This window comes from Nocardia sp. NPDC049190, from assembly GCF_040648115.1.
Taxonomy (GTDB): Bacteria; Actinomycetota; Actinomycetes; order Mycobacteriales; family Mycobacteriaceae; genus Nocardia.
This window is the reverse complement of sequence record NZ_JBEZDE010000079.1, coordinates 1-10516: the sequence shown is the minus strand read 5'-3', so window position 1 is coordinate 10516 and position 10516 is coordinate 1. Positions and strand designations below refer to the sequence as shown.

The 10516-nt window shown below is 61.5% G+C and carries 11 protein-coding genes and 4 pseudogenes; 8 read left to right on the top strand and 7 right to left on the bottom strand.

The window, feature by feature from the left end; translation table 11 throughout:
* The 3 genes and pseudogenes from AB0B25_RS31350 to AB0B25_RS31340 form a co-directional block, all read right to left on the bottom strand.
* A partial coding sequence (locus AB0B25_RS31350) for an IS701 family transposase (protein ID WP_357187258.1) occupies window positions 1-920 on the bottom strand: 920 nt, incomplete at its 3' end.
* An 85-nt stretch (window positions 921-1005) separates the two neighbouring features.
* A pseudogene (locus tag AB0B25_RS31345) lies at window positions 1006-1484 on the bottom strand (transposase).
* Between the two features lie 350 nt (window positions 1485-1834).
* Window positions 1835-2104, bottom strand: coding sequence for a hypothetical protein (locus tag AB0B25_RS31340; protein ID WP_357187264.1), 270 nt, complete (start codon window positions 2102-2104; stop codon window positions 1835-1837).
* Between AB0B25_RS31340 and AB0B25_RS31335 the strand changes: the two genes are divergently transcribed.
* A complete protein-coding gene (locus AB0B25_RS31335; RefSeq protein ID WP_357187256.1) occupies window positions 2004-2456 on the top strand; it encodes a recombinase family protein in 453 nt (150 codons plus the stop codon). The two genes, AB0B25_RS31340 and AB0B25_RS31335, sit on opposite strands and share 101 nt — an antisense overlap.
* 1164 nt (window positions 2457-3620) lie before the next feature.
* On the opposite strand, the gene AB0B25_RS31330 is transcribed toward AB0B25_RS31335, so the two are convergent.
* Window positions 3621-3839 carry a hypothetical protein gene (locus AB0B25_RS31330; protein WP_357187253.1) on the bottom strand — a complete coding sequence of 73 codons (219 nt, stop codon included), beginning with the start codon at window positions 3837-3839 and terminating at the stop codon, window positions 3621-3623.
* A 59-nt stretch (window positions 3840-3898) separates the two neighbouring features.
* Here AB0B25_RS31330 and AB0B25_RS31325 point away from each other — a divergent pair, with 59 nt between their 5' ends.
* From AB0B25_RS31325 to AB0B25_RS31315, 3 genes and pseudogenes are all read left to right on the top strand, one after another.
* Window positions 3899-4201 (top strand): acyl carrier protein, encoded by a 303-nt coding sequence (locus AB0B25_RS31325; protein ID WP_357187250.1) that lies wholly within the window; start codon window positions 3899-3901, stop codon window positions 4199-4201.
* Entirely contained in the window at window positions 4198-5523 is a 1326-nt protein-coding gene (locus tag AB0B25_RS31320; RefSeq protein ID WP_357187247.1) for a salicylate synthase, read from the top strand. The genes AB0B25_RS31325 and AB0B25_RS31320 overlap by 4 nt, the downstream gene beginning before the upstream one ends.
* Before the next feature lie 282 nt (window positions 5524-5805).
* Window positions 5806-5916: pseudogene (locus AB0B25_RS31315) on the top strand (IS5/IS1182 family transposase); the annotation flags it as partial.
* A gap of 54 nt (window positions 5917-5970) precedes the next feature.
* Here AB0B25_RS31315 and AB0B25_RS31310 read toward each other — a convergent pair.
* Both AB0B25_RS31310 and AB0B25_RS31305 read right to left on the bottom strand, forming a co-directional pair.
* Window positions 5971-6339: pseudogene (locus tag AB0B25_RS31310) on the bottom strand (IS4 family transposase); the annotation flags it as partial.
* 294 nt (window positions 6340-6633) lie between these two features.
* A complete protein-coding gene (locus AB0B25_RS31305; protein ID WP_357187244.1) occupies window positions 6634-6876 on the bottom strand; it encodes a hypothetical protein in 243 nt (80 codons plus the stop codon).
* A gap of 1050 nt (window positions 6877-7926) precedes the next feature.
* On the opposite strand from AB0B25_RS31305, the gene AB0B25_RS31300 reads away from it, so the two are divergent.
* Window positions 7927-8520, top strand: coding sequence for a hypothetical protein (locus tag AB0B25_RS31300; RefSeq protein ID WP_357187242.1), 594 nt, complete (start codon window positions 7927-7929; stop codon window positions 8518-8520).
* A 577-nt stretch (window positions 8521-9097) separates the two neighbouring features.
* Here the strand turns inward: AB0B25_RS31300 and AB0B25_RS31295 are convergent.
* A pseudogene (locus tag AB0B25_RS31295) lies at window positions 9098-9559 on the bottom strand (integrase core domain-containing protein); the annotation flags it as partial.
* 83 nt (window positions 9560-9642) lie between these two features.
* Here AB0B25_RS31295 and AB0B25_RS31290 point away from each other — a divergent pair.
* From AB0B25_RS31290 to AB0B25_RS31280, 3 genes are all read left to right on the top strand, one after another.
* The gene (locus AB0B25_RS31290; protein ID WP_357187239.1) at window positions 9643-9924 is read left to right on the top strand and encodes a transposase; all 282 of its coding nucleotides are present in this window, start codon (window positions 9643-9645) and stop codon (window positions 9922-9924) included.
* Window positions 9925-10062: 138 nt separating this feature from the next.
* Entirely contained in the window at window positions 10063-10338 is a 276-nt protein-coding gene (locus AB0B25_RS31285; protein WP_357187236.1) for an IS3 family transposase, read from the top strand.
* On the top strand, window positions 10296-10424 hold the full coding sequence (locus tag AB0B25_RS31280; protein WP_357187261.1) for a hypothetical protein: 129 nt from the start codon (window positions 10296-10298) through the stop codon (window positions 10422-10424). The genes AB0B25_RS31285 and AB0B25_RS31280 overlap by 43 nt, the downstream gene beginning before the upstream one ends.
* Window positions 10425-10516: the final 92 nt, after the last annotated feature.

Sequence of the window (10516 nt, the reverse complement as noted above, 5' to 3'; positions counted from 1 at the left end):
GCGATGAAACGCGAACTCATGGCGGCGTCGGGGTTATTCGGTGTGGCTTTGGTTCCCTGCCGCCACGACACCTCCCGTGTAGCGTCGGCTCCAGCGGCGAGCACGAGGTCTTGGCAGCTGGATTTCGGTACTCGATACCGGGCGGTGAAGGGTCGGCCGGGGCCGACACGTTCGGGGGTCTCGGGCACGGCGTCGGCGGGGTAGACGCTGGCAGCGGCCTTGACTGCCACCACGTAGGGCAGTGCGCGGGCGGTGAGTCGAGCGCGGAATCCCCCGCACTCGCCGTAACCGGCGTCGGCGACCAGCACCGGCGGAGGCCGGCGACCCCATCCCAGGAGTTGGTCGATCATCTCCACCGCCATCTCCCATTTCGGGCGGTGCCGCTCATCGTCGGGTATCGCCGAGCGCGCCCGGCGTGCCGCGAGGGCTGCCGCGGCGTCAGGGTCCTCGACACACGCGTCGTCCCAGCTTTCAGGCATGAACAACCGCCAGTTCAGCGGGCACGACGCCGTGTCGGAGGCGGCGTGCACGCTGACCGCGATCTGACAGTTACCGACCTTGCCCAACGTGCCGGAATACTGCCGGGCCACGCACGGCGAATTCTTGCCGTCCTTACCGAACCCGGTGTCATCGACCACCCACGCCTCCGGGTCGATCAGCTCGCACGCCTTGCCCGACAACACCATTCGCACCGGCTCGACCTTCCACGGCGAGCTGGTCACGAACTGCTGCAACCTCTGATGATCCACACCGAGGCGCTGCGCCATCGGCTGCATCGACTTGCGCCCACCACTCAACATCAACCCACGCGCATACACCCCCGCCGTCGCCACCCTGTCAATGCGCACCAACGACGAGAACACCTCACCTACAAAAGAATCGAACTGTTCATCGACATCGACCAGGGCTGCGGCATCCACCCCGGCATCGTCTCGAGAATCACGCCGAATCTCGAGCTGACACACCCCCTCGTGAGCAACCTAACAAAATACTACTAGGAGTAATTCATCGCAACCAGAGCACGATCGCAGCGATGGTGAGTTCTGCGTTGTAGTAGGCGGCACGTTCGGCGTAGCGGGTGGGCAGGCCACGGAACGGTTTGAGCCGGTTGAAGCAGCGTTCGACCACGTTGCGTTGCTTGTAGACCTCATGGTCGAACTCCGGTGGCCGGCCCGCACCACACTCGAATCGACCGAGAGGACCCACTCGACCTCACCGATCGAGTCGTCCTTGACGATCACTTCGTCGAGGATCTTCTGCCAGGTCCCATCAGTAGTCCAGGTCCGCAGCCACTCGTGTGCGGTTTTCCACGGCCCGCACCGTTCGGGCAGGTCACGCTACGGTGCGCCGGTGCGTAGTTCCACAGAACTCGCGTAGATCACCTGCCGGTGACCACGCCACCGCCGTCCACGACCGGAGACCGGCAACATCGGCCCAATCCGAGCCCATGCCTTATCGGTCAATTCACCATTCACCACGACCAACCACGCCTCACCAGCTAACACCAACCACCACAACGAATTACAGGAGTTCCTAGGCAGATGTGCGCCAAGATCGCACGGCGCACGAGTCTCGCAGGCGGTCGACGGCGTAGCCGATCCGATCAAGGTTGTCGCCTCTCCGGTCGAGGCCGGCACGGTGGAGATGACGTTGAGCGTCTTACGGAGTTCCTTCATCGTCATTTCGCCGCCGTGCACGATGACCGAGCGCAGGTTGTAGAGCTGCTCGAGATCTTCGAACAACGTCTGCGCGAGATCATCGTCGCTGGCGAGCAAGGCGGCCACCCGCGAGCACAGGCGCAGTGTCAGCCCTTCGCCTTCCTTAGCGGCGATCATCACCCCTCCAGGGCGGTGGCGAGTTGGACCAGCTGCTCGGTGTAGCGCGTGGCGTGGTCGAGGTCGGTGAAGTTCCGCAACGCCTGGCGGAACGAAGGTCCAGAATTCGTCGCCGCTGGTCTTATGCGCGGGTATCCACCCGCGACCAGTCCACAGACCATCAGATTGATGCCCTGCACGCCGCCGGTGTTGCGGTGGAGGACCTGTTCGTCGAAAAGGGTCAGCGGCAAGCTCTCTTCCCGCCCACAGCTCGACGCACTGCTGGCCAAGCTGCAACCTGGCGACCAGGTGGTGGTCACCCGGCTCCGGCGTATCGGCCGCACCCACGCACGACATCGACTTCGTCGTGCTGGAACAGGGCATCGACACCTCCACCCCGGGCGGACGGTTGATCTTCCACTTCTGCGCCGCCTGGCCGAGTACGACCGCGAACTCATCGTCGAGGGCACCCTCGACGGTCTCGCCGCCGCAAAAGCCCGCGGTCGGGTCGGTGGTCGGCCCCGCGCCCTGTCAAAGCTCCAACTCGACCAGGCCCAGCGCATGTACGACGAAGGCAACCTCACCATCGATCAAATCGCCGACAGGTCGCTCCACCCTCTACCGGCAGCTCGGTGCCCATGAGGGTGACTGTGCCGCCCTGGTCATCTATCGAAACGGCAAACCCAAGGTCAATCCGGACACCAACCGCCGCTACGACGAGACGAAGCAATCGGAAAAGGTGCAACTCGACGCCGACCCGGAAATGGCGGCCCATCGCCGCAGCGCGGCGCCCGAAGCTCAAGGCCATCGTCGACGGTGTGGTCACCGGGTCCGCGCCGTCGACCCGCGAGGCAGTGGCACGAAGACGACCGCGGCTATGCCGACGTACCAGTCACCAAACCACTGACCGACATCCAGATCGCCAAACAGCGGCCTGCTCTCGAACCTCAGCCCGGCGAATCGCGCCCCCGCGCCAAAGGCGAACTCCGCGAGTACATTCCGCTCTGATCCCGCTTGCGGCTGATGACACGATCCTTATTATATCGAGTTGCTCAACCGGCGACCGCACGTCGGATACCTCAACGATTCGGCCAGCCTGCTTGAGGCCGGGGGAGTGATCGGAGATTTCAAGCCCGACCGCAAACCAACCGGCATCGGCATTCAGTCCTCGGGTGTCTCACCCCAGTCAGGTACGCACCCGCTACAGCGGCTATCACCGGATGGCCCGTAAAACAATCGAACCGAACATCAACGATGCAGCTTTACGAGCACGTGGCTTATCGAGTATAGGTTGGTCGCACTGGAACGATCGGGGCTGTTGCGGCAATGAAAAAGATCGCATAGCGAACAGTGGCAATTCCATTGCATTGAACGTGAGACAGTCGCGCCTATCAGCTCGGCGCTGGTGCATCGGTTCGGCGGGGACAGAAACCGATGACTGCGGATCGGCGACGACAACTGGCCCAGTTGAGTTCGGCGGCATTGGCTCTTTTCCGCGCCCGCAACGCCATATACGTTCTGCGATATCAGATGAAAATGCGGCACCGCCCAAACGAGATTTGAACTATCGAGACAAACTAGATTGGTTGCTGTCGAGCAGCAGTGATACTGCGAAACGAACACGATATCCATCGACTGCGCGAAACAGTTGCTAAAATTCCCGAAACAGATATGACGAAAATATTGATATTGCAAGCATAATTCTCCGACGATGCGGATGTTTCTTTGCTTGAGAAAGCAGAAATATCCGCCCCAATAGAATGAATTCGGAATAGAATTCGGAACCGGGCCGGTCGACGCCATAATTCACTCCGATCCCCCAAAGAAGATCGATTGGTCGGATTGTGTGCGCAGATGAATCTCTTTGAATTCCTCGTCGACAAACGTCGGAGTCCACGCGGCAAAGACGCGCTCGGCAGCGTGCCCGCGGCTTTTGGTCGCCTCGCCGGTCTGGAGGAGGCGATTCACCGGTATCTGGCACGGTGCCGTGGCGGCAATCCAGATCCTGCGCGCCGGCGACGGCACCGTGAAATCCGCTACGGCCCAGCGCGTCTGACCGAAAGCCCAATAGATCAGGAGCGACCATGACCGGCCACGCGCAGCCCGCAGTGGATATCGAAGATATTCGACAACTGTTCGCCGGCGTCTTGGAGGTGACTGCCTCCGAGGTGACCGATGACGCGGACTTTGCTGAAGAACTCGACGTCAACTCGTTGACCATGCTCGAGATCGCCGATCGGCTGGACGAGCGATACGGCATCGAGTTGCCGATCGGCGAGTTCATGGCGCTCAGTTCGCTCAGCGAGGTGCGAGACCTCGTCGACCGGCTGCTCAGAGCGCGGACAGCCGACATCCAGCCGGAAACCCGAGGGTGGAAGATCTTGTGACCATTCCAGAATCGCTGCGGATCGATCCCGCGGTCGACCCGCTGACCGTGGTGTCACGACTCGCGGGATCGGGCCAGTTCGGTGATTACGTCGTCTACGAACGACCAGGTCGGTGGGTCTTCGCGGCATCGCCAGTCGGCCGTGTGGAGCTCGACACCAGTGAGGTGCAGTTGAACTCCGCCGCGCTCTCCACGCGTCGGCGGTGGACCGGTCGGCCGGTGGAGGCGCTGGCGCGGGCGGTCGAGTCGCTGCGGGTCGGTTGCGGCGCCGGCGCCTCGGGCACCGCCTACGGATGGATCGGATTCGAATCGTGTGCCTACTCGTTTGGTGCCGAACGTTATCTCACGCGCGGCCTCCGACTGGCGCACTTGATCATTCCACGTATCGAGGTCACTGTCACCGAATCGACGGTGACCCTGAGCGGTGCGACAGAGGCCGAGGCGGGCATGATCGAAACATTGCTCGAGTCACCTGCGGAGCCGCTGCCGGTGGCACACCATCCCATCGACATTCATGCTGATCCAAGCGAATTTCGTACGCGGGTCGCGACTGCCGTCTCCGAGATTCTGGCGGGTGGTTACCAGAAGGTGATCTTGTCGCGCCGAGTGGAATTGCCTTTCCGCGTCGACATGCCCGCCAGCTATCGCCTGGGTCGGATGCACAACACTCCCGCCCGGTCGTTTCTGCTGCGGCTCGGCGAGACGGCGGCTGCCGGTTTCAGCCCGGAGCTGGTGGTCTCGGTCGACAGTGCGGGCATCGTCACCACAGAGCCGCTCGCGGGGACCAGAGCTCTGGGGCGCGGTACAGGAGTCGACCGTGCCGCCCGTGCGGACCTGGAGTCCGATCCGAAGGAGATCGTGGAGCATGCAATCTCGGTGAAAACCTCGTTCGCCGAGATGGTTTCGGTATCCGAGCCCGGCTCGCCAGCGGTATCGGATTTCATGGCTGTCCGCGAGCGGGGGAGCGTCCAGCACCTGGCATCCACCGTGCGTGGCAGATTGACACGTAATCGGACTAGCTGGGATGCGCTGGAGGCGTTCTTTCCATCGGTTACCGCGTCGGGGATCCCCAAGCCTGCTGGTGTCGATGCCGTGTTCCGTCACGACGACAGCCCGCGGGGCCTGTATTCCGGCGCGGTGGTGGCGGTCTCGGACGATGGTTCGATGGAGGCGGCCTTGATATTGCGTGCGGTGTATCAGAGTGGCAGCGCCGCGTGGTTGCGGGCGGGGGCGGGCATTGTCGGACAATCTCATCCCGATCGTGAATTCGAGGAAACCTGCGAGAAGCTCGCCAGCGTTGCTCCCTATCTCGTGCTTGCCTGACAGTGACTAATAATCCGGTGGCGTCGCTCATCGCCGATGATCTTGGCCAGGCGTGTCGGATCGCGGTGACGGGACGGTAGGTCGTCGATTGTCGAGCGCAGTAGGGCGTCGGTTTGTCGACTTCGACAAGCGGAGTCACCGTGTATCCCACGACGACGCCGTCCGGGCGCTCACGCATTTGGAATGGGAGCGCGGGAACATACCGGTGCTGAGATCGTGTCTCACGTCGCGGTAGGTCGTTGAAGGTGTGTAGTAATCAGTTGTGCTGCATGATGTCTGGTCGTGGTCGATGTTGTGTCGCAGCGTTTGGTGCCGGATGGGTTGTGGGCGCTGGTCGAGCCGTTGTTGCCGAAGTTCGTGGCCCGTGCCCAAGGCCGAGGTACCGCGCCAGTCGATTTCGCCGAGGATGGTGGATTTCAGTTCCAGGTAACTGGTTTCGATCGACCAGCGGGCATGGTAGAGAGCCACCAGTTCGCTTGCCGGGTATCGTTTCTCGTCGGTCAGGGTGGTGATCAGCAGGTAGCGTTCGCTGCGGCGGGGCCCACCGGCCTGGTGGACGACGATAGTCGCGACGATCACCCGCACGGTCGTGGCGCCGATCCGTGAAAGCCACGAGTTGTCACCGCAGCGGCGGATCACCGGAAGTCTCCGGTTGGTCTTGCAGCGGAACAGCAGGTCCGCACCGTTGCCGGCGACCTGGTCGATCAACGTGGCGACCGCGAAGTTGCGGTCGGCCATAAGCAGCATGCCCGTGCGTAGGCATCCCAGCAGGCGTGGCGCGTAGCTGGTCTCGCCGATGCGGTCGGTCCCGAACACCGCGTCGATCAACCGACACCGCGACAGCCTGACCAGCGAAGGTTCCGGTTTTCAACACGAAACCCGTGAGAACCTGCCGGTGGCGGGCAGTCGCGGTCTGAATGTTGTCGCCGCCAACCCCGTTGCCGGACATGACACCGCAGGCCCAGCCTTGGCGTCACGACTGACCGAACATGCGGCGTTACGGCCAGTGCCCGAGCGACGGCTCAGGCCCGACCTCGCAGCAGCCTGCCACTCCACCCTGACATGTCTATCATCTACTACCGGCCGCGACGCCCCTGGCAGAGCTACCCGTCACACCAGGTCAGCAGCGGCAACAGCGCGTCCGACTGGTATCAACGCAAGCTCGCCGGTCAGGAGAAGTACGACGCCGAGCGCAACCGCGCCGCGGTCACCGACACTCTCGCCGATCGGGGCACGGATACAGACGCGGCCGCCGTGGCCGACCACCTGCGGAACCTGGCCACCGTGCCGGAGGGGGCCGCGTACCTGGACGAGTTCGGCCCCACTATGGCGCAAGTTGCTCGCGGTGGCCACCGAGTTGCACCTGACACGTGTGGACCGGCTCTCTCGGAAGGCTCTACAGGAACAGGTGCTCATGCAAGCCATCTCCGCAAGGAAAATAATCGAGGGCTGGCGGGTTTTGGTCACCCCAGTCGAGGGAGAGGTTTTCCGTGGCGTGGTCGATGGCGTATTTCCGGGGTGCGCTCGGTGGGGTGATCAAATCGCCACACCCCCACAGAGCGGGAATCACCCGGTGACCTGCGGCAGGGCTAAAAAGGAGGCTGCGCTAGTCGGGAGGACACCGCCGCCCCGGGGGCAAAGAAGGCACCCAACCCGATCGTATCTCATGCGTGCGGAACACGGAAACCCCGACAGAGTCTGGTACATGAGACCGCCCGGACCCAGAGTCCTGTTGGTCCTGGTGAGGGCTGGAAGAACGACTACGACCTCCCACACGAGGCCAGTGATCCTCACCTGGGATCCCGGACTGTCCCGATGAGCCGGGCGTCGATGTGCCGCGTTGTCCGCATTGCATCGAGAGTGCGATTCTCTGCGCTGATCTGCGGGCCCGAATATCGACGGCAGCCCCATCCTCGGAAAACAAAGGAGTGGGGTCGCTTCGCGTGCAGTGTTCAGTGGATGTTCGGTGGATTCAGCGCTCGCATCACTATTCGGTCCCAGGACTCGTCGCCCGATTCATACAAGTCGATGTTACGTAGCCGCGCTATCTTCTTACCAGGTAAAGAACAGCAGAGGTCACTGCCGATGGAAGTAAATCCGCATGATCTGTGAATTCTGGCAATGCAGCCGAGGGGCGTAAGCGATACGGTAGCACGATTTGCGTTCAAGGGCAGAAACCTCGTGCTCAACATCAACGAAACAGCCCTGAGTGCTCTAGATGACAAACGTTATTGACCTAATGCCTGGTCATCAGCTTGCTGCCCTATGTCCGGGTCAGTCGTTGCATTTAAGTGCAGTGGGGCGATCTGGCCGTACTCCCAGATGTGGAATATAACAGACCAATCGGTAGGCATGTTTATACCTGCTCTGCGGTACGGGCAGGCAGTGGGATCGAGGCGTGTCGTGATTTGGAAGGCGTTGGCAGATTTCAGCTACAGGTTGGCTGACGTCGTAAAGAGCGCCGGGGTGTCTCAGTCGGCTTTTGTGCGGCAGAAAGCTGGGCAGCTTCGGACCGTAGGGCATGAGATGTCGGCTGCCGACGAGTTGGGTAAAGAACTATGGAGAAAATCCGGAGAGAGAAGTCGGGAACTACCAAAACTTCCTCTTAAACCAGATCTCATCATGCGCTTAGGCACCGTAAACGATATCGCATCGAAGTACGATATCGATATCAGAAGGTATAAAATCCGCCTCGAGAAGGGGACTGTCGGTTTGGGCATGGGTCGTACAATCAGCCCACGGGAAATAATCCTGTATCCTGAAGCGTTCAGAAAAGGGAGAGAGTACGTTAGAAACGGTTCCGGGAAGACCGTATACCTCAGCGGCGAGGCCCGACTCGCTCGCACCCTGTACCATGAGACATTTCACGCTCAAGAACTCGCCAGCGGCGTTCGGCTCCCCCGAACCGAAGCCGAACTCGAAAAATATGAAGATAGAGCATGGGCCGCGGAAGCAGCATGGTGGAAAAACATCGGTCAATACATCGCCGACAAATAGAGAGGTCGATAACAGTGGACAACGAGATGCGGCCACAAGAGCATCGCGCCGATCGCGAAGCGTGGGAAAGAACATTTTCGAACATTGTAGAAAACCCCACCGAACTCTCCAATACCCCGTGCCCCAACTGTGGGACAACTCCCGTATATGTCGCATTTATCGGACCGGCCGGCGGAAATGCAGCCAGCGGATATCTATGGTGCAACTCCTGCATGAAAGGTATCGGAATATCCCGAATGCTGGTACCGAAGGAATTGGAGATCACCCCGATGGAAATGCCTCGTGAGGACCGTCCAAAAATTCCGGACTACGACATCGTTTGGGAGTAATGTGTTTGACTGGATATCCACACCGAGCCGATGTCCACAAATGCGACCAGAATCACAACACCGACTATGGCCAGCGCAATTGCGGCGTATGGGCGAGGACGAAACCAGCCGTGGCGAGTTCGGCAGCACGATCACGGGCGCGCTCAGCCACGCCCCGAGTGTCGTCGCCCAAACCCAACCTCGACAGCAAACCGCTCACGCAGCACTGGAAACACTGAAGGCACTGCACGCGAAGGCGACCCCCACCCCTAGGTGTAGGAGGCCGTGACATTGGTGACGCCGGTGTGGAGGCGGCTGGCTGGTGGCTGGTTTCCGGCGGCTGAATGTGGTCGGTGGTAGTTGTAGTGGATGTTCCAGATCTGTAGTGCCTGTCGACGTTGCAGATCCGAGGTCCATTCGCGAGTGTGGAGAAACTCCTCGGACAGGATCCGGTTGTAGCGTTCCACTTTCCCGTTGTGACGGGGTGTGTAGGGGCGGGTCCGCTGGTGACGGGCCCCATGTAGGACCTTCGCGAAGTCACGAGCCCTGTAGCAGGCCCCGTTGTCGGTGACGATCCGATTAATGTGGTCGATGCCGTGGACGGAGAAGAACGCCCTGGCTCTGTGCACGAACCTGATAGCGGTGCTGGCTTTTTCGTCATCGAGTGCCTCGGTGTAGGCCAGCCGGGAGAACCCGTCGGCCGCCGAATGCAGGAACACGTAACCGGCTCGGGTGGCCCGTTCCCTGTGGATGCGACCAGCTGGATTTAGAGTCCCATTGGCCCCGGTGAGGGCCGGAAGGGGACGAGAGGACCATGGCTGGACGGAAACGGCATTCCGCGGAGGACATCGTGCGCAAGCTGCGCCGCGCCGATGAACTGTCCGCGGAAGGCTTGACCGGTGAACAGATCGCCGCCGATCTCGGGGTTTGGGCGGCGACGCTATATAACTGGCGCCGCCGATACGGTGGGATGGACATCGCCGCCGCCAGAGAACTCACAGAGCTGCGGGAACAGAACGCCCGGTTGAAGAGGCTGCTGGCTGATGCGGAGTTGGAGAAAGACGCGCTGCGCGAGATTTCGAAGGGAAAGTTCTAGGCCCGGCGGCCAAGCGGCGGGCTGTGGACATGCTCCGGGTGACCCGGGGCATGTCGGAGCGGTTCGCATGCAGGGTCGTTGGGCTTACTCGGTCGACATATCGGCGGCTGCCGGCCGCGCAGACACCCGCTGATCCTGATGCCGGGGAGCGGGCATGGCTGCGCACGTATGCGGCTAAACACCCCCTGTCACGGATTCCGCCGCGCCTGGTCGGCGCTGCGGTTCGACGAAGGCCATGAGGTGAACATCAAGCGTGTGCACCGGCTATGGCGGTCGGAGGGCCTACAGGTGCGAGCACATCACCCGCGTAAACGCGCCGGTATCTCCTCGATCCCGCCCGTTGAAGCGGATGCGCCGAGGGTGGTGTGGCGTTGGATTTCCAGTTCGACTCCACGGTCGACGGCAAAGCGGTGAAGATCGCGTCGATGATCGACGAACACACCCGTGAATCACTGTTGCACGTGGTCGAACGTTCGATCACCGGCGAGAAGCTGGTGTGAGGGGCCGGACGAATTTCGGACAGCGGATTCTTGGTTTCTCTACGCTGCCTTATTCTGTTCGAACCACTCGGACTCTACTTCGTTCGGGGTTC

What these genes read in the sequence shown, in the direction of transcription:
- AB0B25_RS31335 (WP_357187256.1), top strand. Translation starts at nt 2,004, where the DNA reads ATGCCCTGCACGCCGCCGGTGTTGCGGTGGAGGACCTGTTCGTCGAAA.
- AB0B25_RS31325 (WP_357187250.1), top strand. Translation starts at nt 3,899, where the DNA reads ATGACCGGCCACGCGCAGCCCGCAGTGGATATCGAAGATATTCGACAA.
- AB0B25_RS31290 (WP_357187239.1), top strand. Translation starts at nt 9,643, where the DNA reads ATGGCTGGACGGAAACGGCATTCCGCGGAGGACATCGTGCGCAAGCTG.
- AB0B25_RS31285 (WP_357187236.1), top strand. Translation starts at nt 10,063, where the DNA reads ATGCCGGGGAGCGGGCATGGCTGCGCACGTATGCGGCTAAACACCCCC.